Raw genomic sequence first — 23,573 nt, 5'->3', positions numbered from 1 at the left:
AGTGAATGTAAAACAAGGGGAGGATGAAGACGATAGAGAATATAGGAGGTAATGTTTGTATTCAGTAATGAAAACAAAGAGGCAACCGAAGCTGCCTCTTAGTCGTCGATGAAGTCGATGGTTTAAATTACTTAAACCAACTTTGTACTAGCATCATTACGTAGTCAACCATACGGCTAAATAGGCTGCCTTCTTTAACATCGTTTAATGCCACAAGAGGGTATTCTGCAACGTCTTGATCACCAACACGGTAAGTCAATTGACCAACAACTTCACCTTTGGTAATTGGTGCTTTTAGCTCTTTAGTTAGCACAAAGCTAGCTTTCAAATCTTTAGCTTGGCTACGAGGCAATGTTACGTAAGTGTTTTCAGCAACACCTAGGTTTACTGTATCAGTATCACCCATCCACACTTTTTCAGTTTCAATGGTTTGATCTTTTTTGTTTGGTGAAAGTGTTTCGTAGAAACGGAAACCAAAATTAAGCAGCTTCTTACTTTCAGCAAGGCGAGCATTTTTACTTGCAGTACCCATTACAACTGAGATAAGACGCATGTTACCTTCAGTAGCAGTACTTACAAGGCTGTAACCTGCGTTATCTGTATGACCTGTTTTTAGACCATCAACGTGCATGCTCTTATCCCAAAGTAGACCGTTACGGTTGTATTGGGTAATACCGTTGTAAGTGAATGATTTTTCAGCGTAGATCTTAAATTCATTAGGCAAATCATGAATGAGTGAGCGTGCTAGAATTGAAAGATCGTAAGGTGTTGTGTATAGATCGGGGCGATCTAGACCGTGAACATTAGCAAAGTGTGTTGATTTCATACCAAGGTTTTTAGCCCAGCCATTCATTAAATCAACAAAAGATTCTTGAGAGCCGGCAACGTGCTCTGCCATTGCAACACAGGCATCGTTACCTGAATCTACGATAATACCGCGGTTTAAGTCAGAAACTTTTACGCTTTTTCCAACTTCAAGGAACATTTTAGATGAGCCTGGGAAATTTTTCGCCCATGCATTTTTACTGATAACAACAGTGTCATCTGGTGAGATGTTACCGTTTTTAATTTCTTGACCGATAACGTAACTGGTCATCATTTTTGTCAAACTAGCAGGTGCTAATTTTTCGTATTCATTATGACCCGCAAGGATTTTACCTGAGTTATAGTCGACGAGGATATAGCCTTTTGCCGCGATTTGTGGAGCTTCAGGTACGACTGCTGGTGATGCAGCAACAGTAGCTGAAGCCAGCAAAGTGGCTGAAATGGCGACAGAACGGAAAAGCGCAGCTGTTTTCTTCATGATTATTATAACTTTAGTTTATCTAAGACAAGAAATGACGCTCACTATAGCAGATAACACCTTACCTATCAGTTGAATGGGGGGAAGAATCCCAATTATTGACATTAAGCGGACGTAATGTACGCAAAGATTGGTTATTACCTCACTGTTGTGAACAAAATAAAGCTTGTATGTTCATTACGTTAAACGAATAAACATACAAGCCGATGTTATGAGTCCTAAATGTCGATTAGGTTCCCATTATCTATTAACAGTGGTTATAAATGCTTTTGGATAGTGATGAGATTTAACTTTGCTCAGTTGTATTTCAGCATCTCGATGATCCATATAAGGACCTAAGCGGACACGATATACAGCGCGACTATCCACTTTTTGAATATCAATATCGGTATTGAAGCTACGCTTTAGCTCTTTTTTCATCTCTTCGGCTTTTGCTAAGCTATTTACCGCAGCTAATTGGACAAAATAATGATGAGGAATAGGAGAGTTCTTCATCGTACTTTTATTTGTCGGCTTAGGTATATTTATCACTTCTATCTTAACAGGGGCTGTGCCTAGACTAATAACCCCAATTTTTGCGGCTGCAGCCATACTTAAATCGATAATTCGACCATCATGGAATGGGCCGCGGTCATTTACTCGAACGATGGTTGATTTACCATTTAGGGTATTGGTTACGCGAACAAAACTCGGAAGCGGTAAGGTTTTATGTGCCGCAGTCATAGCAAACATATTGTATGTTTCACCATTAGAGGTTTTGTGTCCGTGGAACTTTTCACCGTACCAAGAAGCGTAGCCTGTCTCTGTGTAACCTTTAGTATCTTTTATTATGTGGTAGCGTTTACCACGTAATGTGTAGTCTTTATTACCACCACGACTATAAGGTTCATAATGCGGTACAACGGGGGGTACTTTACTAAAATCAGGTACAACCTTTGGTGCACGGTCATCTTTTAATGAATAACGACCCGCGTTGGGATCATCATTAGTTGGAGTATTAGGTTTAAACAGTAAGCCCGGTGTGGCTTGATCTGCTTTTGTCTCTGCCTGTTGAGGTTTATCTGGCGCGGAGCTACATCCTGCAAGTAGAACAAAGAACAATAAAAAAAGTGAACGCATTTAGGTCGCCTTAGACAACATTTTTCTGTGAGTGTGGATAGACATCAAAATACCGAAGCCAGCTAGTAGGGTCATCATGGATGTACCGCCGTAACTCACCAAAGGAAGTGGAACACCTACCACAGGCAGAATGCCACTTACCATGCCGATATTTACAAAAACATAAACAAAGAAACTTAATACAATACTACCAGCCATCATACGACCAAATGCTGTTTGCGCTTGGCTGGCTAACCATAAACCTCGTCCTAATATAAACAGGTACATTGTTAGTAAACCAATGACACCGGTTAACCCCCATTCTTCTGCAATAACAGCAAAAATGAAGTCAGTATGTCGCTCTGGAACAAATTCAAGCTGCGATTGGGTACCATGGAGCCATCCCTTGCCGCTTATGCCTCCAGAGCCAATCGCGATTTTTGATTGGATAATATGATATCCCGCCCCGAGCGGATCAGACTCTGGATTAAACAACGTCAAGACTCGTGTTCGCTGGTAGTCGTGCATAAGGAAGAACCATAACACAGGAATAAACGCACCGAGTAATACTAACGCCCCGATAATCAGTCTCCAGCTCATTCCTGACAGAAACAGAACAAAGATACCTGATGCCGCAACCAAAATTGAGGTTCCTAGATCGGGTTGTTTAGCAATTAAGATGGTTGGTGTGAAGATTAATACTAGGGCAACAAAGATATTACGCATCGATGGTGGTAAGGGACGATTACCAATAAAACGCGCCACCATAAGTGGTACCGCCAGTTTGAGTAATTCAGAAGGTTGAAAGCGAACAAAGCCTAAATTCAACCAACGTTGTGCACCTTTAGAGACTTCACCAAAAGCCAATACACTAAATAACAGCAGTAAGCCGATACCAAATAAGTAAGGAGCCCATGCTTCGTAATGGCGTGGTGCAATTTGTGCGAGTAAAACCATGATCCCTAGTGACATCAGCATGCGCATAGCCTGACGTTCCATCATGGCAATGTTTTGTCCGCTTGCGCTCCACATGATGATAAGGGCAAATCCCATTAAGGCAAGGATCCCTAGTAATAGTGGCATATCGATATGTAAGCGATCAGTTAATGTTCGCTTGGTACCGGTTGCCGCCATAATACTCATTATTGTACCTCTGTTGGTTGTGTCGCAGTGAGTTCAGGCTTTGATTTAAGAGCGCTGTCAGCGGTTGGTTTAATTAACATGTGATCAAAAATTTGACGTGCAATTGGCCCACCATTGCTAGAGCCACCACCGGCATTTTCTAATACCATTGCAACGACCACTTCAGGTTTTTCAAATGGCGCAAATGCAGTAAATAAAGCATGGTCACGTAGACGCTCTTCGAGTTCATCAGCATTATATTTTTGGTTTTCAGCTAAACCGAATACCTGTGCTGAGCCTGACTTTCCGCCTGCTTCATATGGCGTATCATAAAATGCTTTACGTGCTGTACCACGATTGCCATAAAGTACGCGATGCATACCTTCACGAGCAATTTCCCATGTTTCAGGTGTTACACCTGTTATCGGTGGAAAATCTTTAAATTCAGCAGGTTTAACAGTTTCTTCGTCAATAACATCTTTTAGAAGATGAGGGCGATGAACCACACCATTATTAACCAACACTGATGTCGCTTTTGCTATCTGTAATGGTGTTGCTGTCCAATAGCCTTGTCCAATTCCGACAGGAATGGTATCACCTTGATACCAAGGACGTTTATGACGAGCTTGTTTCCATTCACGTGTTGGCATATTGGCTTTACTTTCTTCGTGAATATCGATACCGGTATAGACGCCATAACCAAATTTATTCATCCAGGTTGAAAGTCTATCAATACCCATATCGTAGGCGACTTGGTAAAAGTAAGTATCTACTGACTCTTCAATCGCTTTATAAATGTTAACGCGACCATGTCCCCAACGTAGCCAATCACGGAATTTACGGCTAGTCGTGTTAGGGATCTGCCACCAACCGGGATCGTTACGGGTAGTTTTTGGTGTGATCACACCTTCAGTTAATGCAGCGACTGCAATTAACGGTTTTACCGTCGATGCTGGTGGATAAATACCAAGCGTGACACGGTTAACTAAAGGGCGATCAGGGTTATTTAATAATTCGCGATATTTTTTACTGGAAATACCACGAACAAATAAATTGGGATCGTAACTTGGGCTAGAAACCATGGCGAGAATAGCATCGTCTTTTGGATCTAACACTACGACAGAGCCACGCTTGTGCTTAATGATCTCTTCACCTGTTTCAGGATCGATCTTACGTTCAGTCAGCAGATTTTGTACATAAAGCTGAAGCTGAATATCAATATTTAACGAAATATCTTTGCCTGGAATAGGGGGCACGTACTTAAGGGTACGAATAATACGCCCACGGCTGTTAACTTCGACTTCTTGATAGCCTGAAGTACCATGTAATAGATCTTCGTAGTAGCGTTCGATACCCAATTTACCGATATCTCGAGTTGCTTTGTAGTTACTGAGTTTTTCCGCTTTATCTAGTTTTTTAAGGTCACGATCGTTAATTTTCGCGACATAACCTAAGACGTGCGTGAGCGAATCACCATATGGATAGTAACGTTTTAAATAGGCTTTAACTTCAACGCCTGGGAATTTATGTTGGTTGACTGCAAACAAAGCAACTTGCTGTTCGTTTAATCCCTCAAGGATCGGCACTGATTTAAAACGGCGAGTACGGCGACGCTCTTTTTTAAATTGCTCAATGTTTTCATCGGTTAGACCTAATACTGATTTTAAATCCGCATAGGTTTGTTCCATGTCTGGTACTTTCTCTATAGTGACTTCAAGGTTATAGATCGGTCGATTTTCAGCCAGAAGCACACCATTGCGGTCATAAATAAGACCGCGATTAGGTGCGACAGGAACAATTTTGATTCGATTGTCATTAGAGCGGGTCTTATAGTCTTGGTGTTGTTCAACCTGAATATTAAAGAGATTGAACAATAAGACACTGACCAGAATGATAATTCCAATAAATGAGACAAGAGCTCGGCGGAAAAACAGCGCCGACTCAGCGCGATGGTCGCGGATCTGGGTTCGCTTTTGTCTCATCGATGGTTATTCCCTGTGGTACGGATGGTTAGCCGTGATGCTCCATGCACGGTATAAACTTTCTGCCATAACAACACGCACTAACGGATGCGGAAGTGTTAATGGTGATAGTGACCAGCTTTGCTCTGCTGCTGCTTTACAAGCTGGTGAAAGGCCTTCAGGTCCGCCAATTAAAATTGAGACGTCGCGACCATCAAGTTTCCAAACTTCTAGCTGACCTGCTAGTTGCTCGGTATCCCAGCGTTTGCCAGGAATATCTAGAGTAACAATTCGGTTACCCTTAGCAACGGCAGCTAACATCGCTTCACCTTCCTTTTGAAGGATACGAGCAATGTCTGCATTTTTTCCGCGCTTACCCGCTGGGATCTCAATCAATTCCAGAGGCATATCTTTAGGGAAACGACGGCTATATTCTTTATAGCCTTCCTCAACCCACTTAGGCATTTTTGTGCCAACAGCAATTAATTGAAGCTTCATGACTCACTTAGCTCCAAAGCTTCTCCAGTTGGTATACTTGGCGAGCATCTTCTTGCATGATATGTAGCATTACGTTGCCCATATCAACAATCACCCATTGACCTTCTTCTTCGCCACTAATACCGAATGGAGGGAAGTCAATTAACTTTGATTCTTTGTTTACGTGATCAGCAATAGAGCTCACGTGACGGTTTGAAGTACCAGTACAGATAACCATTACGTCTGTGATGCTTGATTTACCACGAACATCAATTGTTACGATGTCTTGTGCTTTAATGTCGTCAATTTTGTCAACAATGAAATCGTGTAGTTCTTGAACTTGCAAAGGGATTCCCTCAATAAGCGTTTAATAAATGTATAGTCGTTATGATCTATTTTACTACTGGATAGGATAGGTAAAAAGGTTGCGACCGTAATAAGATCGGAAGTATACCACGCTCTTATCTGACAGCGATAAAAGGACATGGTTCAGACGGTGATTTTTCGACCGCTTAAGGTAAGTTTTATAAAAAAAACGGTCAACAATGACTGAAGACCGTATTTATATAAAATTATGCGTGTTGTAAGTGAGTTTCTAAGCCGCAGATTTCAGCACACAGGGCGCTAAGGGCTGGCCATGGTGTGGTGTTGTAATCAGTTTTCACTTGTATTTCAAGTTGAGTTAATTGACGAATGATCTTTACCAAACGCGATAACGGTAAGCGATGAAGTGCACCAACATAAATTTCACGGCGGTTTTGCCACACTCTAAATTGCTCAAAAATGATATTAAGTGGTGTGCCTTTTTTCCCCATCTCTTGCATCTTATAGAGCTGTGTTAACTCTCGTTGCAACGTACGTAATAAGATCGTGGCTTCAATTCCTTCTCCTTGCAATTGACGAAGCACGCGTTGGCTACGTTTTGCCTGCCCTGCTAATACTGCATCAACCAATTGGAAAGGGGTATAGTGATTATGACGACTTAATGCTTCTTGTAGGCGAATAATGGTTAACTCACCATCGGGATAAAGTAAAACCAGCTTATGTAAGCTTTGTGCTAACGCCAGTAAATTGCCTTCATGCCATTGTGCTAGCATCTGTACCGATTCATGATCTGGCTTTAAACCGAGCATTCGACAGCGGGTTTGAATAAAGCGTGGCATTTGTTTAGCGTCAGGGGTATTACATGGCACATATAAGCCTAAGCCATCGAGTGCTTTAAACCACTTTGTTGCTTCTTGTTTCTTATTTAAATAAGGGCCCGTCAGTAATAAAAGAATGTCAGGATTTAAGTGCGCAACAACTTCTAACAAGGCTTTTGCTTGATTTGCATTAAGCCCTATTTCAGGAAATTCTAATTCAATGATTTGCTGGGCAGAGAATAAGCTCATCGCTTGGCAGCAATCGAGAACTTGATTCCAATCTAACTGGTTATCAATGGTAAAACGGTGGCGCTCAAGAAAGCCTTGCTGTTGAGCAAGTTGCTTAATATTGTCACCACATTCTTGTTTAAGTAGTGGCTCATTACCAAATAAGAGGTAAGCCTGACGCAGGCCCTTATTGAGTTGCTGCGTCAGTTGTTCAGGATAAACTCTCATTGTGCGTTATGACTATCATGCTCAATAACTGTATTTGACTGCTTAGCAGGTAACGTTGTAATAATCGTTTTACCTGTCTCATCTGAAGATTCTTTTTTATCTTCTTCGTTAAGAATTTCTTTTAATTGAGAGTCTAATTTATCTTCTTCAATCTTATTAAATACGGCGGTTAGACGCGCTAATTTACGCATGATTTGCTGTGCGGCTTGTTCACGCATAACGTTAACTAGTTCATCTTGCTCAACAGATTTTGCTAATGCTGTTAATGGGTTATCAAGGAACGTACGAGTCACTTTGGTGGTATACGTTTGCTGACCTTGATTAGGAATAGTGACTGAGTAATTAACTGTTAAGGTTAAATCGTATTCCGCTTTACCGTTATTTTGATAAATCGATAAAGTGCGCTCACCTTGAGACTCACTGTTAATGTTTAGATTAGGTACATTTTTCGCAGGTGCAACTTCGCTAATACCATGGAGTTTAAATTGGTATCTAACCATACGGGTTAGCTGACCATAAGGGTCAAAACTGGTTAATGATAGTTTAGCGATACCGTCAGGAAGCATGTAATTACCGCGAAGATGGAAGCCACAAGAAGCAGTTGTTAGCGCGAGAAGAGTAATGATAAGTAGTCGAGTTAGGCTGTTGGCCGAGAAAAAACTTTTCACGAAAGTCAGCTCCTTGAAGTAAAAGAAGGTGCGCTAGGCGCAAAATAAAATCGAACTGTTATTATAAAGATCCCCGCAGAAGCGGGGATCTTAAGGTTACTTGCTCTGCTAGATGCACTAACAGAGAAAAATAACCTAATTAGCTAGCAACAATGTTTAGCAGTTTACCCGGTACGTAAATGACTTTACGGATCGTTAAACCATCAGTGAACTTAGTGACGTTCTCATCGTTTAGACCAAGTTCCTCAACTTGTTCTTTTGTTGCATCTGCTGCAACTGTCAACTTAGCACGAAGCTTACCGTTAACTTGAACAATGATCAGTTTCTCATCTTCAACTAATGCTTTTTCGTCAGCTTGTGGCCATTGTGCATTATCAATATCAGTTTCGCCCAGTGCTGCCCACATTTCGAAACAGATATGTGGAGTGATAGGGTAAAGCATAGTAACAATTGCTTTTAGTGCTTCATCAAGAATTGCACGATCTTGAACTGATTCTTGAGAGGCTTTAGCCAGCTTATTCATCAGCTCCATGATAGCAGCAATTGCAGTGTTGAATGTTTGGCGACGACCAATATCATCACTTACTTTTGCAATTGTTTTGTGAATATCACGACGAAGTGCTTTTTGATCGCCAGTTAATGCCGATACATCAACAGCTTCAGCTACGCCTTTCGCTGTATGTTCACGAACGAGTTTCCAAACACGCTTAAGGAAACGGTTAGCACCTTCAACGCCAGATTCTTGCCATTCAAGTGTCATGTCAGCAGGTGATGCAAACATCATGAATAGACGAACGGTATCAGCACCGTACTTATCTACCATTTCTTGAGGGTCGATACCGTTGTTTTTAGACTTAGACATTTTGATCATGCCTGAGTGTTCAACGTTGTGACCTTGAGAGTCAACAGCAGACGTGATGCGACCTTTACCGTCACGTTCAACAGTTACATCTGTTGGTGCAACCCACTCTTTACCGCCTTTCTCTGTGGTATAGAAGAATGCGTCAGCCAGTACCATGCCTTGACATAGTAGTTGCTTGAATGGTTCGTCAGATGTTACGTATCCTGCGTCACGTAGTAATTTGTGGAAGAAGCGAGAGTACAGTAGGTGCATACATGCGTGTTCAATACCACCGATGTATTGGTCAACAGGTAGCCAGTAGTTCGCTTTTTCAGGATCTAGAATATCGTCAGCTTGTGGTGAACAGTAACGCGCGTAGTACCAAGACGATTCCATGAAGGTATCGAATGTATCTGTTTCACGAAGTGCTGGTTCGCCGTTAAAGGTAGTTTTTGCCCACTCTTTATCTGCTTTGATTGGACTAGTTACGCCATCCATTACCACATCTTCAGGCAAGATCACTGGTAGTTGATCTGCTGGTACTGGGTGAACTTCGCCATCTTCAGTTGTTACCATTGGGATTGGTGCACCCCAGTAACGTTGACGAGAAACACCCCAGTCACGTAGACGGAAGTTAACGGTCTTTTTGCCTTTGCCTTCAGCTTCAAGCTTCGTTGCAATTGCATCGAACGCTTGTTGGAAGTTAAGGCCATCGAATTCACCTGAATTAAACAGTACACCTTTTTCTGTGTATGCCGCTTCAGAAATGTCAGCATCGCTACCATCTTCAGGCTTGATAACCGCCATGATGTCGATGTTGTATTTTGTTGCAAATTCAAAGTCACGCTGATCATGCGCAGGTACTGCCATTACCGCACCTGTGCCGTAATCCATAAGTACAAAGTTTGCAACGTAAACTGGTACTTCACGACCATCTAGTGGGTGGATAGCTGTTAAGCCTGTATCCATGCCTTTCTTTTCCATCGTTGCAAGATCGGCTTCTGCAACTTTGTTATTTCGGCATTCGTGAATGAAATCTGCAAGTTCAGGGTTATTTTCAGCCGCTTTTGCAGCAAGAGGGTGGCCTGCAGCAATGCTGACAAATGTAACACCCATAAGTGTATCAGGACGGGTAGTATAAACTTCTAGATCGTCTTGACCTTTAACGTTAAATGTTAGTTCAACACCTTCAGAGCGACCGATCCAGTTGCGCTGCATGGTTTTAACCATTTCAGGCCAGCCATCAAGGTTGTCAAGATCGTCAAGTAGCTCTTGCGCGTACTCTGTGATCTTAATGAACCATTGTGGGATCTCTTTTTGCTCAACAGGTGTGTCACAACGCCAACAACAACCATCTTCCACCTGCTCGTTAGCAAGTACAGTTTGGTCGTTAGGACACCAGTTAACAGATGAAGTCTTCTTGTAAACTAGACCTTTATTGTAAAGCTTAGTGAAGAATTCTTGCTCCCAACGGTAGTACTCTGGCGTACACGTTGCGAATTCACGGTTCCAATCATAACCAAAGCCTAATAGCTTAAGTTGGTTTTTCATGTACTCAATGTTTTCGTAAGTCCATGGCGCTGGCGCTGTCTTATTTTTTACTGCCGCATTTTCAGCTGGTAAACCAAATGCATCCCAGCCAATTGGCTGCATTACATTTTTACCTTGTAAGCGCTGGTAGCGAGAGATAACATCACCGATAGTGTAGTTACGCACGTGACCCATGTGCAGTCGACCACTAGGGTACGGGAACATGGACAGACAGTAGAATTTTTCTTTATTAGGGTCTTCACTAACAACAAACGTTTTTTTGTTGTCCCAATGTTCTTGAACTTTCTGTTCAATGTCCTGTGGACGATATTGTTCTTGCATCGATGACATCCGGGATTTTGTGAGTTTAATATAAACACATTAAAATTAATCGACATAGAATAACCAAAGGTAAAGGTGTCAACAATAGCTGAAGGCAATTCGATACCTTTAATCTTGTATTTGGCGGTATTTCAGCACGCTTTTAGCCAATATAGGCTAAGGAGAAACATCATGACTCAGCAAAAAGCACATTACGAAGCGCTATTAGAAAAAGTAACAGAGACATTAAAGAATAGCCCACAAGAGCTTAAGAAGTTTATTGAGACGACTGAACTGTATGGTAAAGCCGCCAGCGATATGACCAAAGATGAACTTGCACTGATTGAAGCGTACTTAAAAAGTGATTTAAAAACATTCAGTGATGAAGTGAAAAATAGTCCAGAACCGTTCAAAGAAAGTCCGTTTTACCGATTGGTGAGTGAAACAGTATGGCGACACCTTGCTGAGATCACAGATAAAACACAATTGGAGTGGATTGAAGTGATGGATGATATTAAACATAAAGGAGTGTATCGCGCAGGTGAGTTGGTTGGACTTGGTCACTTAGTTTGTGAAAAATGTGGTTACCAACAAACAATCACTCATGTAACACGTATTGAGCCATGCATTAAGTGCGGTTGCGAAGAGTTTAACCGTCAGCCTTTAGAGCCTTAATCTTTGATATCTGGTGTTGATATAAAAATAAAAAACGCAGCGAGTAGGCTGCGTTTTTTTATTTTAGAATCAGTCGTGATGCTTAGGCGTTAAAAATCGTCTGGGCGCTCGATAGTATCAACCACGACAGCAGAATCGTTTTGGGGTTGAGTTAACGTTGCAGCGGGTTTTTGCTGCGTCTGTTTTGCTGGCTGTTGAAGCCCCTGTGGAACGACGTTATCGTAGCCTTTTACTTTACGCGTTGCTTCTGTCATTGGCTCGAAAGTGAACTTTTGTCCAGCCAGTGATGCTTCAACCATGGCGCCGCCTTTCGTTTTAGTGAAAATTGCTACGCCATTGATGTAACTTTTTGTTGCATAGTTACCATTAGAGCCAGCTCCCGCACCAGCGGTTCCCGCTTTTGCAGATGCGCCCTCATCTATGGCTACTGCTGATGCTTGGGCATCTAATTCAAAACTGCCGCTGATGAAATTGTCATAGGCACGTTTGTCTTGGAAAAACAGAATCTCGCTGTAAGCTTGTCCACCAAATTGTAAGCCGATAGAAACTTGAAACAGTTTTGCAAAGCCCGTTGCTTGGTTTGCTTTAAAAACAACCCCTGACCCATAAGCACCGCCAACCCAGAAGCCACCTTTACCAACAGATGGAAAAACCGCATAGCCATAGGCTGACTTAAAGAAAGGTTGTGTTTGCGGTGATTGGTAAAACGTGTCTAATGCGATTTTTGTATCGCTATCTTGTGCTAACGCAGACGTTGAGCTCAGCATCATGGCACAGGTACATAAGGTTACAAATAGTTTATGTATCGCTTTCATTATCCGATCCTTGTTGGTTGCGTAAGTACCAAGGGAAGCCTTACGAATCATAGGTTCTCATTATTAAGTGTTCTGTCGATATTTATTTTGTTATTCAACTCAACATACCATGAGCTGAAAAAAAAGGTGAAGTTTAAAGCTTCACCTTTTTGAGTATCTTATTCTGTTTCTAATGGCCTTGTGTCACGGAAATGTCCACGTTGACGGCGGATAAGAATCCAAGATAACGCGAAAGCCCAAAAGCTATAGAAATACAAAGGCCAACTACCAAGGGTGGTATAAGGCGTCATACCTATCGTTGGGATCACCGTTGCTTTTAGTACTCCAGTGACAAACTGAGGTAATTTTTTAGTGATCATACCTTTATAATCAACGACTGCTGTAATACCTGTATTGGTTGCGCGTAAGAGTGGTTTTCCCAATTCTAATGCGCGCATTTGGGCTATTTCCATATGTTGGAAAGGACCAATAGAGTGACCAAACCATGCATCATTAGAAAGCGTTAGTAGCATTTCCGTGTGATTGGTAATGTTCTCACGCATTTGCTCACTAAATGCCACTTCATAACATAATGCTGGTGCTATTGAATAACCATGAGCTTGAATATTCGGTTGTACATAAGCGCCACGGCTAAATGATGACATTGGCAAGTTAAACAACGGTGCAATAGGACGCAATAAATTACCAAACGGCACAAATTCACCAAATGGGAGTAAGTGATGCTTACTGTATCGTGTTGCTGTGTCGTAGTTATACGGACCATCAGCATCCACACCGAGAGTTAAGATGTTATTGAAGAACTGGCCATCAGGTTTTTGATCAAGAATACCGGTGATCACAGTGCTGTTATTGGCACGGGCTGCATCATCTAAGCCTTGTAAAAAAACAGGAATATGTGCTTCGAGTGCAGGGATCGCAGCTTCAGGCCAAATAATAAGGTCGGATCCCCAGTTTTCACGGGTGAGATCCATATATTTCATCAAGGTTGGCCAACGTTGGCTCGGTAGCCATTTTTGGTCTTGAGGAATATTTCCTTGAATTAAAGCGACAGACACGCTGTGTTTATGATCAGGTTTCACCCATTGTGCTTTTCCTGCCCATAAAGACAAACCAATAATGACGATAGGGATCAGTAATGGTTTCCAATTACGGTAGGTTATCGCAGCAACAATGGCACCAGAAATAAGCACTAAGGCAAGGGTAATACCTTCAACGCCGAAGATTGGCGCAATAGCGGCCAAAGGAGTATCAATTTGGCTGTAACCCATCCATAACCATGGGAAGCCGGTAAATAGCCAACCACGGATCCAGTCTAAAATTAACCAGATCACAGGGCCTGTTAACAGTAGCTGGTGGAAAGGACGAGTACGATTAAAACGATTGTAGAGATAACCATATAACGCAGGATATAGCGCTAAGTAGCTGATAAGCAGTGTCATTAAGAAGACACTTGCAATCTTTGGCATACCACCAAAGTTATCTATACTCACATGTACCCAGCTGATGCCGGTACCAAACATACCTAAACCGTAAAGAAAACCGATTAGGGCTGAACGTTTGGCTGTTTTATGTTGGAGTAAAAAGAAAAAAGCGATGAGAGATAATGGCGCGAGAAGCCAGTAGTTATAAGGTGCAAAAGAAAGTGTTGCAATTGCACCCGCAGGCACAGCTGCAAGCAGCTGTCCCCACGATAATAATGATTTTTTTGTCATTCTTTAAGAAGTAATAGTCGGTTGAAATGCTTCGTCAGGTACCGTTACTTGTAACTGGATAACACGACGGTTATCGGCAGAAGTCACTTTAAACGAGTAACCATTAACTTCAACAACTTCACCACGTGTTGGTAGGTGACCAAAGTTCATCATCACAAGTCCGCCGACAGTATCGACTTCTTCATCACAGAATGAGGTTTGGAATAGTTCATTGAAATCTTCAATGGTTGTCAGTGCTTTTACCGCATAAGTATGTTTACTTAACTGACGGACATCTTGCTCTTCCTCGTCGTCGAATTCATCTTCAATTTCGCCAACGATTTGTTCAAGAATATCTTCAATGGTGATAACGCCAGAAACACCACCAAACTCATCAACCACAATAGCCATGTGGTAACGCTCTTCACGGAACTCTTTTAATAGTCGGTCAACGCGCTTACTTTCCGGCACCACAACGGCGGGACGCAGCACTTTATCCATATCAAAAGGCTCGCTATCAGGAAGCAGATAACGCAGGAGATCTTTAGCTAGTAAGATACCTTCTACGTGGTCTTTATCATCACTGATAACAGGGTAACGAGAGTGTTGGGCTTCAACAATTAAATCAATCAGATCTTCTAACTTCTGAGAACGTTCAATCGTGATCATTTGCGAACGTGGGATCATGATGTCACGAACACGCATTTCAGAAATTTCCATTACACCCTCAAGCATATCGCGAGTGTCATGGTCGATTAGATCGTTTTCTTCTGAATCTCGAAAAACTTCAACCAATTCTTCACGGTTTTGTGGATCACCTTGAAATAGTTGGCCAATACGTTCAAAGAAGGACTTTCTACTCGGACCTTCAGATGTTGGAGAGTTATCTTCGTTCATTATTTACTTTCAGCAAATAGCTTGTCAGCTAAGTGGACGATGCCACGGAAATGCGATTCATCGTTTGTGATGAATCGCGATATAAATGATTACTGCTTCTCTGAAATGTAAGGGTCAACAAATCCCATGTTTTGCATGATTTCTGTTTCCAAACTTTCCATTTCTTCAGCTTCTTCATCTTCAATATGATCATAACCTAGCAGATGGAGACTGCCATGTACAACCATATGTGCCCAGTGTGCTTTTAGGGGCTTGTTTTGTTCAAGTGCTTCTTTTTCTACAACTTGACGACAAATAATTAAATCGCCAAGTAGTTCCAATTCCATGCCAGGAGGCGCTTCAAATGGGAAAGATAACACATTTGTTGGGCGATCTTTGCCACGGTACTCAAGATTTAGTGCATGGCTCTCTTGCTCATCAACTAAACGTATCGTGACTTCTGCATCAGCTTGAAAAGGGATAACGGCTGCATTTAACCACTGCTGAAATTCCGCTTCTGTCGGTAATCCGTCCAGATTCTCAGTGGCGTGTTGTAAATCGAGGTAAATAGCCATTAATTACTCTTTTCTGACTCTATCTTTGCCGCAGTAGCGACGGCAACTAATGCCGCTTCTTTTGCTTCCTGCTCTGCTCGGCGGCGTTGTTCTGCAAGCTTACGTTGTTTTTGGTCTTCGCTTTCCCATACTTCGTAAGCTTGAACAATACGTGCTACCACTGGATGTCGAACGACATCATCGGCTAAGAAGAAATTAAAGCTGATCTCATCAACTTCAGATAATACTTCAATAGCATGACGTAGACCTGAACGTGCACCACGAGGTAAGTCAATTTGTGTCACATCACCTGTGATAACGGCACGAGAATTAAAACCAATACGAGTAAGGAACATTTTCATCTGTTCCACCGTGGTGTTCTGGCTTTCATCTAGGATAATAAATGCATCATTAAGGGTACGTCCACGCATATATGCTAATGGGGCAACTTCAATCACATTTCGTTCAATTAATTTTTCAACACGCTCGAAACCTAACATTTCAAATAGCGCATCATAGAGAGGCCGTAAGTAAGGATCGACTTTTTGGCTTAGATCGCCAGGAAGGAAACCTAACTTTTCCCCAGCTTCTACTGCTGGACGTGTTAATAGAATACGACGGATCTCTTGACGCTCTAATGCATCAACGGCAGCAGCAACCGCAAGGTAAGTCTTACCAGTACCAGCAGGACCAATACCAAAGGTAATATCATGCGTTACCATATTAGCAATATATTGCGCTTGGTTAGGGGTACGCGGTTTAATCACACCTTTTTTGGTCTTGATGTGAATTTCTTTACCGTATGGGATCGAGGATTCAGTTGTTTGCTCTAATACACCAGACTCTTTAATCGCAAGATGGATTTGGTCCGGTTCAATATCTGGAATCACGTTACGAACTGGCGCCGTATCAACGTAGAGATCTTTGATGATATTTGTTGCAGCGTCTACGGAATAGTTTTTTCCAACTACGCTAAAGTTATTGCTACGGTGATTAATTTCAACACCTAATCGGCGCTCTAATTGTTTGATATTGTCGTCGAAAGGGCCACAAAGACTAGATAAGCGTTGGTTATCAGCAGGCTCAAGTTGAAATTCTACAGTAATTATTTTGCTCAAGGTTTGCCTCTCATTAAGGCCGTCATAGTGACGGCCATAGGTTCAGGGCAGGAGACGTACTCAGGTAAAACGTACATGCCTACCAATGTAGAGCAAGAGCTAACGGTTTACTCTGGTGTATATACGCCTACACCCAATTCATTTTCTTTACGTGTTTTTGCCATCATTTCAGATGGTGACATTGCAACACGTAGATCCATTTCTGCTTCAGTACGCACTAATTCGCCACGTAGTGAGTTGGTAAATACATCAACAATTTTCACATCGACGAATTGACCAATTAAATCAGCAGAACCTTCAAAGTTTACGATTCGGTTGTTTTCAGTACGGCCACGCAGTTCCATGACATTTTTACGTGAAGGACCTTCAACAAGGATACGTTGTTCTGTACCTAACATTTGACGCGCATGTCGCATTGCTTGACTGTTAAGCTGCTGCTGTAGTGCGTACAAACGTTCTTTCTTCACTTCTTCAGACAAATCACAAGGGTAATCAGCTGCTGGTGTACCTGGACGTGGAGAGAAGATAAAGCTGTAACTAATATCAAAGTCGATTTCACGAATTAATTTCATCGTATCTTCGAAATCTTGATCTGTTTCACCAGGGAACGCGACAATAAAGTCTGAGCTCATGGTGATATCAGGGCGAACTTTACGTAATTTACGAATCTTAGATTTGTACTCTATTGCCGTATGAGGACGTTTCATCATCGTCAGAATACGATCTGAACCACTTTGTACTGGTAAGTGTAAGTAGTTCACTAATTCTGGTGTATCTTTGTACACATCAATGATGTCATCAGTAAATTCAATAGGATGACTAGTTGTGTAACGAATACGGTCAATACCATCAATCGCAGCGACTAAACGTAGTAACTCGGCAAAGCTTGCTAGTTCTCCATCGTGCATCGGACCACGATAAGCATTTACGTTTTGTCCAAGTAGATTGACTTCACGAACGCCTTGCTCTGCAAGTTGTGCAATTTCAAACAGTACATCATCTAGTGGACGGCTCACTTCTTCACCGCGAGTATAAGGTACTACGCAGTAAGTACAGTACTTAGAACAACCTTCCATAATAGATACGAATGCTGTTGCGCCTTCAGCACGAGGCTCAGGCAAGCTATCGAATTTCTCAACTTCAGGGAAGGAGATATCCATAACGGTTTTTTCATTTGATTGTGAACGCTTAATCATCTCTGGCAAACGGTGCAGTGTTTGCGGGCCAAAGATTACGTCAACATACGGTGCACGTTTACGAATCGAGTCACCTTCTTGCGTGGCTACACAACCACCGACACCGATCACAAGATCAGGCTTATTATCTTTTAATTTTTTCCAACGCCCTAGCTGATGGAAAACTTTCTCTTGTGCCTTCTCACGGATCGAGCAGGTGTTAAGTAGCACAACATCTGCTTCTTCTGGGATTTCGGTTAACTCAAAGCCATTAGCTGCATTAAGAAGATCTGCCATTTTAGATGAATCGTATTCGTTCATCTGGCAGCCCCAGGTTTTGATCAGCAGTTTCTTCGCCATCTCTAACTCTTCGCTCGTAGTGTTGATTTCATTACATTCAGATTACGGGCTGACAGGGGACATGATAGTAATCGCCTGTAGCAAGCCGCGTATTGTACTGCTTTAAACTCGCTCTGACCAGATCATCACCACCCTGAATAAATTGTGGGTTTACTCCAAGCTATGGATAAAGATGGAATGATTTGAAAAGTGATTGTTCATTATAGACTTTATTGAGCGTTACCATACCAAGTTGACGCATTTGACGGCGGATCCATAAAGTACGTTGATAGACGTAATTACTCATTGGTGATGCTTTTATCTTATATGGATTCGGTAATACAGCAGCAAGTTGTGCTGCCTGTTGCACACTTAGTCGGCTGGCTGGTATGTGGAAAAAGTGTTCACTAGCCGCTTCGACACCATAAATACCAGGGCCAAATTCAATAATATTTAGATAAACTTCAAGAATACGCTCTTTTCCCCAAACGATTTCCATCAATAAAGAGAAGTATAATTCGATGCCTTTACGAATATATGAGTGTACTGGGAATAGAAACATATTTTTAGCCGCTTGCTGGCTAATCGTACTAGCACCACGCACTGGCCCATTTTTACCTTCATGTCTTAATACTGCTAGCGTCGCTTGTACGTCAATACCGTGATGCTCAGGAAAGGTTTGATCTTCTGAAGCTATCACCGCTAACTGCATGTTTTTTGATATTTTGTCTAAATTAACCCATTCATGTTGAGTGTGCGCAGGGTAACCTTGAGGTGGAAATAGCATTCGGCTAATTTCCCATCCCCAAAATGGTGGATTAATAAATTTAAAAATAATCACGAGAAATATAGGAAACAAAAGTACAAATAAAATAAATTTAATGAAAAAGCGTTTTAGCATGGTAAGGCTGTTTCCTGCTTATTAAAGTGATCGCACAATAAAAGAATGTTTATCTTAGTGACATTCCCTATATATTAAAATTTTTTATACAATTCGAGTTACTATGATGGTTTTATTGGATTATAACCAAATAATGAGCCTGAACGTAATAGGTAGGTAAATAATGAAGCAGTATGATGTCATCGTTGCTGGTGGCGGTATGGTTGGGGCTGCAACCGCGCTTGGCTTAGCGAAGTTAGGTTTAGACGTTGCCGTATTAGAAGGCTTTGCTCCTCGACCTTTTGCGAACACACAGCCGATGGATTTGCGTGTTTCCGCAATTTCTCCTCATTCCGTTGCATTATTAGATCGGTTAGGCGCATGGGATGAGGTACTCAACATGCGTTTGTGTCCTTTTAAACGATTGGAAACGTGGGAAACCCCAGAATGTCGTACACGCTTTAATGCTGACGATATGGGGTTAGAACAATTAGGCTATATTGTTGAAAATCGCCTGCTGCAACTTGCGCTTTGGCAGCAGTTCGACAACATCGATAACTTGACGTTATATTGCCCATCAAAAATGGTTTCAACAACATCGATTGAAAATGGCTATATCGTTGAGTTGGAAGATACTCAACAGCTTCAGTGCCGATTATTAATTGGTGCCGATGGCGCTAATTCTCAAGTGCGCCAACAAGCCGATATTGGTATTACAGCGTGGGATTACCGTCAACACTGCATGCTAATTAATGTAGAAACAGCATTGCCGCAACAAGATATTACGTGGCAGCAGTTTACGCCTGCAGGCCCTCGTTCATTCTTACCGTTGCCAGGACATCAAGGATCATTAGTATGGTATGACAGTCCTGAACGCATTCGACGCCTATCACATATGACTTCTGAACAGTTGCATGCAGAGATCTCTGCCGTTTTTCCTGAAGAGCTTGGTGAGTTCAGTGTGGTTGATCATGGATCTTTTCCACTAACGCGTCGTCACGCACAAACCTATTACAAACCAAATGTCGTTTTATTAGGTGATGCTGCTCATACGATTAATCCATTAGCAGGCCAAGGTGTAAATCTAGGTTTTAAAGATGTTGATGTTTTACTACAAGAAATAGAAGCGGCAGGTGAGCATTGGGCGGAAAGTGCGGTACTTGATAAATATCAACGTCGTCGTCGTCCTGATAACCTTGTAATGCAAACAGGAATGGATTTTTTCTATGTGGCGTTTAGTAATAATATCGCGCCATTAAAGTTTATTCGAAATGCAGGGCTTCGTTTAGCCGATGGGGCTGGCGGTATTAAAAAACAAGTATTGAAATATGCTATGGGTCTTTAGTTAAAGACTTTGCTATTTTTATAACGAAATGCAGAAAGCCGAGAGACATTGTCTCTCGGCTTTTTCTTTATCTGATAATATATCGCTAGATAAAAGAAAACCCACTCAAAGAGTGGGTTTCTAGTATATGGTGCGGAAGGAGAGACTTGAACTCTCACACCTTGCGGCGCCAGAACCTAAATCTGGTGCGTCTACCAATTCCGCCACTTCCGCATGATTAACTGTCGAGACAATTAATCTAAATAATGGCAGGTCTACCTGGATTCGAACCAGGGAATGGCGGCATCAAAAGCCGCTGCCTTACCGCTTGGCGATAGACCTACAGCGCTTGTTTACACAAGACTTTCACAAACTAGAGAGAATGGTGCGGAAGGAGAGACTTGAACTCTCACACCTTGCGGCGCCAGAACCTAAATCTGGTGCGTCTACCAATTCCGCCACTTCCGCATATTGTCAGTTACGAATAACTGTTGTTTCTCTAGTTGTATTTTTCAAATCAGTAATTGGTAAAAAGCTGATTTAAAGAATAAATGGTGGCTACGACGGGATTCGAACCTGTGACCCCATCATTATGAGTGATGTGCTCTAACCAACTGAGCTACGTAGCCAACATAGAATACTGAATTTCATCAATACTCTTAAATAATGGCAGGTCTACCTGGATTCGAACCAGGGAATGGCGGCATCAAAAGCCGCTGCCTTACCGCTTGGCGATAGACCTACAGAGCTTGTTTACACAAGACTTTCACAAACTAGAGAGAATGGTGCGGAAGGAGAGACTTGAACTCTCACACCTTGCGGCGCCAGAACCTAAATCTGGTGCGTCTACCAATTCCGCCACTTCCGCATATTGTCAGTTATAAATAACTGTTGTTTCTCTAGTTGTATTTTTCAAATCAGTAATTGGTAAAAACTGATCTAAAGAATAATGGTGCGGAAGGAGAGACTTGAACTCTCACACCTTGCGGCGCCAGAACCTAAATCTGGTGCGTCTACCAATTCCGCCACTTCCGCATGATTAACTGTCGAGACAATCAATCTAAATAATGGCAGGTCTACCTGGATTCGAACCAGGGAATGGCGGCATCAAAAGCCGCTGCCTTACCGCTTGGCGATAGACCTACAGCGCTTGTTTACACAAGACTTTTATAAACTAGAGAGAATGGTGCGGAAGGAGAGACTTGAACTCTCACACCTTGCGGCGCCAGAACCTAAATCTGGTGCGTCTACCAATTCCGCCACTTCCGCATATTGTCAGTTACAAGTAACTGTTGTCTCTAGTTGTATAATTTAAATCAGTAATTGGTAAAAAGCTGATTTAAAGAATAAATGGTGGCTACGACGGGATTCGAACCTGTGACCCCATCATTATGAGTGATGTGCTCTAACCAACTGAGCTACGTAGCCAACACAGAATACTGAATTTCATCAATACTCTTAAATAATGGCAGGTCTACCTGGATTCGAACCAGGGAATGGCGGCATCAAAAGCCGCTGCCTTACCGCTTGGCGATAGACCTACAAGTGCTTTTTTAAAGCATCTCTCAACTCTATTGAGAGAATGGTGCGGAAGGAGAGACTTGAACTCTCACACCTTGCGGCGCCAGAACCTAAATCTGGTGCGTCTACCAATTCCGCCACTTCCGCATATTATCAGTTTCTAGAACCGATATTCAATTTTAACGTGAAAATTGAATGGTGGCTACGACGGGATTCGAACCTGTGACCCCATCATTATGAGTGATGTGCTCTAACCAACTGAGCTACGTAGCCATTTTCCGATTTTTCACAGTAATTCTTAATGAGCCACTGTGTCGGGAACGGGGCGCATTATGCTCATACCAGCGAAAACCGTCAATAGTTTTTTTAAATATATCGCCAAAATTCGTTTGTTCGGCGCATATTTGGACGATGTGTGCGAATGACAAACTGAAATTACGATTGTCAGCTTAAAACTTCGATAAATGTGAACACTATCAAGTTATTTATATTGCTAACAAATAAGTGAAATTTCTATTTAGAAAAAATAAGCCAGCTAATAAAGCTGGCTTATAGAATTTGTGAGACTAGCGACTAGGCTAAAAATTATACGTTAAAACGGAAGTGAACAACATCACCGTCTTTAACAATGTATTCTTTACCTTCTAGACGCCATTTACCTGCTTCTTTAGCACCTGACTCACCACCGCAATTGATGTAATCGTCATAGCCAATAACTTCTGCACGAATAAAGCCTTTTTCGAAGTCAGTGTGGATAACACCTGCTGCTTTTGGTGCTGTTGCACCTACAGGGATTGTCCATGCACGTACTTCTTTAACACCGGCAGTAAAGTAAGTCTGAAGAGACAGTAGCTGATAGCCAGAACGGATTACGCGGTTAAGACCTGGTTCTTCGATACCCATATCAGCAAGGAACTCTTCACGATCTTCATCATCCAGTTCAGCGATCTCTGATTCCATTGCCGCACATACTGGAACAACAACCGCATTTTCTTCTGCTGCACGTGCAATTACTTTGTCAAGGAATGGGTTATTTTCAAAACCGTCTTCATTAACATTAGCAATGTACATAGTTGGCTTAAGCGTTAAGAAGTGCAGGTAATCGATCGCTGCTTTTTCTTCTTTTGTCAGCTCTAGCGCACGTAGCATGCCACCTTCAGTTAGGTGAGGAAGCATCTTCTCTAGTACTTTGATTTCAAACTTAGCATCGTTATCACCGCCTTTTGCACGTTTAGCTAAACGCTGGATAGCGCGCTCACACGTATCTAAGTCAGCCATCGCAAGCTCAAGGTTGATGATATCCATGTCTTCTAGAGGATCGATACGACCAGCAACGTGGACAATATTGTCGTTTTCAAAACAACGTACAACGTGACCAATAGCATCTGTTTCACGGATATTAGCTAGAAACTTGTTACCAAGGCCTTCACCTTTTGATGCACCAGCAACAAGACCCGCGATATCAACAAACTCCATCGTCGTTGGCATAATTCGTTCTGGATTTACGAATACTGCTAATGCATCCATACGTGGATCTGGCACAGGAACTACACCTGTGTTTGGTTCAATAGTACAGAACGGGAAGTTTGCTGCTTCAATGCCTGCTTTTGTTAAGGCGTTGAATAGAGTTGACTTACCAACGTTTGGTAGACCTACGATACCGCATTTAAAACCCATGGTTTAAAA

At 42.1% G+C, this 23,573-nt stretch carries 19 protein-coding genes and 13 tRNA genes; 2 read left to right on the top strand and 30 right to left on the bottom strand.

Features of this window, described 5'->3' with window-relative positions; translation table 11 throughout:
- Positions 1-127: 127 nt before the first annotated feature.
- The 9 genes from BTO08_RS09740 to leuS all read right to left on the bottom strand — a co-directional run bounded on the left by BTO08_RS09740 (position 128) and on the right by leuS (position 10,940).
- On the bottom strand, positions 128-1,303 hold the full coding sequence (locus tag BTO08_RS09740; RefSeq protein ID WP_105060820.1) for a serine hydrolase: 1,176 nt from the start codon (positions 1,301-1,303) through the stop codon (positions 128-130).
- A gap of 240 nt (positions 1,304-1,543) precedes the next feature.
- Positions 1,544-2,422, bottom strand: coding sequence for a septal ring lytic transglycosylase RlpA family protein (locus BTO08_RS09735; RefSeq protein ID WP_105060819.1), 879 nt, complete (start codon positions 2,420-2,422; stop codon positions 1,544-1,546).
- Positions 2,423-3,544 (bottom strand): peptidoglycan glycosyltransferase MrdB, encoded by a 1,122-nt coding sequence (gene mrdB / locus BTO08_RS09730; protein ID WP_105060818.1) that lies wholly within the window; start codon positions 3,542-3,544, stop codon positions 2,423-2,425. It abuts the gene before it with no gap.
- A complete protein-coding gene (gene mrdA / locus BTO08_RS09725; RefSeq protein WP_105060817.1) occupies positions 3,544-5,505 on the bottom strand; it encodes a penicillin-binding protein 2 in 1,962 nt (653 codons plus the stop codon). The genes mrdB and mrdA overlap by 1 nt, the downstream gene beginning before the upstream one ends.
- Positions 5,506-5,511: 6 nt before the next feature.
- Positions 5,512-5,982 (bottom strand): 23S rRNA (pseudouridine(1915)-N(3))-methyltransferase RlmH, encoded by a 471-nt coding sequence (gene rlmH, locus BTO08_RS09720; protein ID WP_005363385.1) that lies wholly within the window; start codon positions 5,980-5,982, stop codon positions 5,512-5,514.
- Positions 5,983-5,989: 7 nt separating this feature from the next.
- Complete coding sequence (gene rsfS / locus BTO08_RS09715) at positions 5,990-6,307, bottom strand: ribosome silencing factor (protein WP_005363382.1); 318 nt, start codon at positions 6,305-6,307, stop codon at positions 5,990-5,992.
- 226 nt (positions 6,308-6,533) lie between these two features.
- On the bottom strand, positions 6,534-7,559 hold the full coding sequence (holA, locus tag BTO08_RS09710; RefSeq protein WP_105060816.1) for a DNA polymerase III subunit delta: 1,026 nt from the start codon (positions 7,557-7,559) through the stop codon (positions 6,534-6,536).
- Positions 7,556-8,227 carry an LPS assembly lipoprotein LptE gene (gene lptE / locus BTO08_RS09705; RefSeq protein WP_105060815.1) on the bottom strand — a complete coding sequence of 224 codons (672 nt, stop codon included), beginning with the start codon at positions 8,225-8,227 and terminating at the stop codon, positions 7,556-7,558. Before lptE ends, holA begins: the two co-directional genes overlap by 4 nt.
- Positions 8,228-8,366: 139 nt before the next feature.
- Complete coding sequence (gene leuS, locus BTO08_RS09700) at positions 8,367-10,940, bottom strand: leucine--tRNA ligase (RefSeq protein WP_105060814.1); 2,574 nt, start codon at positions 10,938-10,940, stop codon at positions 8,367-8,369.
- Between the two features lie 171 nt (positions 10,941-11,111).
- Here leuS and BTO08_RS09695 point away from each other — a divergent pair, with 171 nt between their 5' ends.
- Positions 11,112-11,594: a zinc ribbon-containing protein gene (locus tag BTO08_RS09695; RefSeq protein WP_005363370.1), complete on the top strand. Its 483-nt coding sequence runs from the start codon at positions 11,112-11,114 to the stop codon at positions 11,592-11,594.
- An 89-nt stretch (positions 11,595-11,683) separates the two neighbouring features.
- Here the strand turns inward: BTO08_RS09695 and BTO08_RS09690 are convergent, their stop codons facing one another.
- The 7 genes from BTO08_RS09690 to mtgA form a co-directional block, all read right to left on the bottom strand.
- The gene (locus BTO08_RS09690; protein WP_105060813.1) at positions 11,684-12,409 is read right to left on the bottom strand and encodes a YSC84-related protein; all 726 of its coding nucleotides are present in this window, start codon (positions 12,407-12,409) and stop codon (positions 11,684-11,686) included.
- A 158-nt stretch (positions 12,410-12,567) separates the two neighbouring features.
- A complete protein-coding gene (gene lnt, locus BTO08_RS09685; RefSeq protein WP_105060812.1) occupies positions 12,568-14,121 on the bottom strand; it encodes an apolipoprotein N-acyltransferase in 1,554 nt (517 codons plus the stop codon).
- 3 nt (positions 14,122-14,124) lie between these two features.
- Positions 14,125-14,997: a CNNM family magnesium/cobalt transport protein CorC gene (gene corC / locus BTO08_RS09680; RefSeq protein ID WP_005363367.1), complete on the bottom strand. Its 873-nt coding sequence runs from the start codon at positions 14,995-14,997 to the stop codon at positions 14,125-14,127.
- An 89-nt stretch (positions 14,998-15,086) separates the two neighbouring features.
- Complete coding sequence (gene ybeY, locus BTO08_RS09675) at positions 15,087-15,551, bottom strand: rRNA maturation RNase YbeY (protein ID WP_105060811.1); 465 nt, start codon at positions 15,549-15,551, stop codon at positions 15,087-15,089.
- Positions 15,551-16,648: a PhoH family protein gene (locus BTO08_RS09670; RefSeq protein WP_105060810.1), complete on the bottom strand. Its 1,098-nt coding sequence runs from the start codon at positions 16,646-16,648 to the stop codon at positions 15,551-15,553. Before BTO08_RS09670 ends, ybeY begins: the two co-directional genes overlap by 1 nt.
- Positions 16,649-16,755: 107 nt before the next feature.
- A complete protein-coding gene (gene miaB / locus BTO08_RS09665; RefSeq protein WP_105060809.1) occupies positions 16,756-18,183 on the bottom strand; it encodes a tRNA (N6-isopentenyl adenosine(37)-C2)-methylthiotransferase MiaB in 1,428 nt (475 codons plus the stop codon).
- Between the two features lie 160 nt (positions 18,184-18,343).
- Positions 18,344-19,063, bottom strand: coding sequence for a monofunctional biosynthetic peptidoglycan transglycosylase (gene mtgA, locus BTO08_RS09660; RefSeq protein ID WP_105060808.1), 720 nt, complete (start codon positions 19,061-19,063; stop codon positions 18,344-18,346).
- A gap of 163 nt (positions 19,064-19,226) precedes the next feature.
- Between mtgA and BTO08_RS09655 the strand changes: the two genes are divergently transcribed.
- The gene (locus tag BTO08_RS09655) at positions 19,227-20,387 is read left to right on the top strand and encodes a 2-octaprenyl-3-methyl-6-methoxy-1,4-benzoquinol hydroxylase (protein ID WP_105060807.1); all 1,161 of its coding nucleotides are present in this window, start codon (positions 19,227-19,229) and stop codon (positions 20,385-20,387) included.
- A gap of 128 nt (positions 20,388-20,515) precedes the next feature.
- Here the strand turns inward: BTO08_RS09655 and BTO08_RS09650 are convergent.
- The 14 genes from BTO08_RS09650 to ychF form a co-directional block, all read right to left on the bottom strand.
- Positions 20,516-20,600: transfer RNA gene (locus BTO08_RS09650), tRNA-Leu, on the bottom strand.
- A gap of 33 nt (positions 20,601-20,633) precedes the next feature.
- Positions 20,634-20,708 (bottom strand) — tRNA-Gln (locus tag BTO08_RS09645).
- Positions 20,709-20,749: 41 nt separating this feature from the next.
- Positions 20,750-20,834 (bottom strand) — tRNA-Leu (locus BTO08_RS09640).
- 84 nt (positions 20,835-20,918) lie between these two features.
- Positions 20,919-20,995, bottom strand: a tRNA-Met gene (locus BTO08_RS09635).
- A 38-nt stretch (positions 20,996-21,033) separates the two neighbouring features.
- Positions 21,034-21,108, bottom strand: a tRNA-Gln gene (locus tag BTO08_RS09630).
- 41 nt (positions 21,109-21,149) lie between these two features.
- Positions 21,150-21,234: transfer RNA gene (locus tag BTO08_RS09625), tRNA-Leu, on the bottom strand.
- A gap of 82 nt (positions 21,235-21,316) precedes the next feature.
- Positions 21,317-21,401: transfer RNA gene (locus BTO08_RS09620), tRNA-Leu, on the bottom strand.
- Between the two features lie 33 nt (positions 21,402-21,434).
- Positions 21,435-21,509: transfer RNA gene (locus BTO08_RS09615), tRNA-Gln, on the bottom strand.
- A gap of 41 nt (positions 21,510-21,550) precedes the next feature.
- Positions 21,551-21,635 (bottom strand) — tRNA-Leu (locus tag BTO08_RS09610).
- Positions 21,636-21,717: 82 nt separating this feature from the next.
- A tRNA-Met gene (locus tag BTO08_RS09605) sits at positions 21,718-21,794 on the bottom strand.
- A 38-nt stretch (positions 21,795-21,832) separates the two neighbouring features.
- Positions 21,833-21,907: transfer RNA gene (locus tag BTO08_RS09600), tRNA-Gln, on the bottom strand.
- A 42-nt stretch (positions 21,908-21,949) separates the two neighbouring features.
- Positions 21,950-22,034, bottom strand: a tRNA-Leu gene (locus tag BTO08_RS09595).
- A 49-nt stretch (positions 22,035-22,083) separates the two neighbouring features.
- Positions 22,084-22,160 (bottom strand) — tRNA-Met (locus BTO08_RS09590).
- A gap of 312 nt (positions 22,161-22,472) precedes the next feature.
- A complete protein-coding gene (gene ychF / locus BTO08_RS09585; protein ID WP_005370028.1) occupies positions 22,473-23,564 on the bottom strand; it encodes a redox-regulated ATPase YchF in 1,092 nt (363 codons plus the stop codon).
- Between the last annotated feature and the right edge of the window lie 9 nt (positions 23,565-23,573).

The sequence above is a fragment of the Photobacterium angustum genome (genome assembly GCF_002954615.1).
Taxonomy (GTDB): domain Bacteria; phylum Pseudomonadota; class Gammaproteobacteria; order Enterobacterales; family Vibrionaceae; genus Photobacterium; species Photobacterium angustum_A.
Note: the sequence above shows the minus strand (reverse complement) of the source record. Positions and strands in the feature narration are given on the sequence as shown.

Coding starts and splice junctions, on each gene's coding strand:
- miaB (WP_105060809.1), bottom strand. CDS start 18,183: ATGGCGAAGAAACTGCTGATCAAAACCTGGGGCTGCCAGATGAACGAA.
- mrdA (WP_105060817.1), bottom strand. CDS start 5,505: ATGAGACAAAAGCGAACCCAGATCCGCGACCATCGCGCTGAGTCGGCG.
- BTO08_RS09695 (WP_005363370.1), top strand. CDS start 11,112: ATGACTCAGCAAAAAGCACATTACGAAGCGCTATTAGAAAAAGTAACA.
- mtgA (WP_105060808.1), bottom strand. CDS start 19,063: ATGCTAAAACGCTTTTTCATTAAATTTATTTTATTTGTACTTTTGTTT.
- corC (WP_005363367.1), bottom strand. CDS start 14,997: ATGAACGAAGATAACTCTCCAACATCTGAAGGTCCGAGTAGAAAGTCC.
- BTO08_RS09735 (WP_105060819.1), bottom strand. CDS start 2,422: ATGCGTTCACTTTTTTTATTGTTCTTTGTTCTACTTGCAGGATGTAGC.
- BTO08_RS09655 (WP_105060807.1), top strand. CDS start 19,227: ATGAAGCAGTATGATGTCATCGTTGCTGGTGGCGGTATGGTTGGGGCT.
- ybeY (WP_105060811.1), bottom strand. CDS start 15,551: ATGGCTATTTACCTCGATTTACAACACGCCACTGAGAATCTGGACGGA.
- mrdB (WP_105060818.1), bottom strand. CDS start 3,544: ATGAGTATTATGGCGGCAACCGGTACCAAGCGAACATTAACTGATCGC.
- ychF (WP_005370028.1), bottom strand. CDS start 23,564: ATGGGTTTTAAATGCGGTATCGTAGGTCTACCAAACGTTGGTAAGTCA.
- lnt (WP_105060812.1), bottom strand. CDS start 14,121: ATGACAAAAAAATCATTATTATCGTGGGGACAGCTGCTTGCAGCTGTG.
- rlmH (WP_005363385.1), bottom strand. CDS start 5,982: ATGAAGCTTCAATTAATTGCTGTTGGCACAAAAATGCCTAAGTGGGTT.
- leuS (WP_105060814.1), bottom strand. CDS start 10,940: ATGCAAGAACAATATCGTCCACAGGACATTGAACAGAAAGTTCAAGAA.
- BTO08_RS09690 (WP_105060813.1), bottom strand. CDS start 12,409: ATGAAAGCGATACATAAACTATTTGTAACCTTATGTACCTGTGCCATG.
- holA (WP_105060816.1), bottom strand. CDS start 7,559: ATGAGAGTTTATCCTGAACAACTGACGCAGCAACTCAATAAGGGCCTG.
- BTO08_RS09740 (WP_105060820.1), bottom strand. CDS start 1,303: ATGAAGAAAACAGCTGCGCTTTTCCGTTCTGTCGCCATTTCAGCCACT.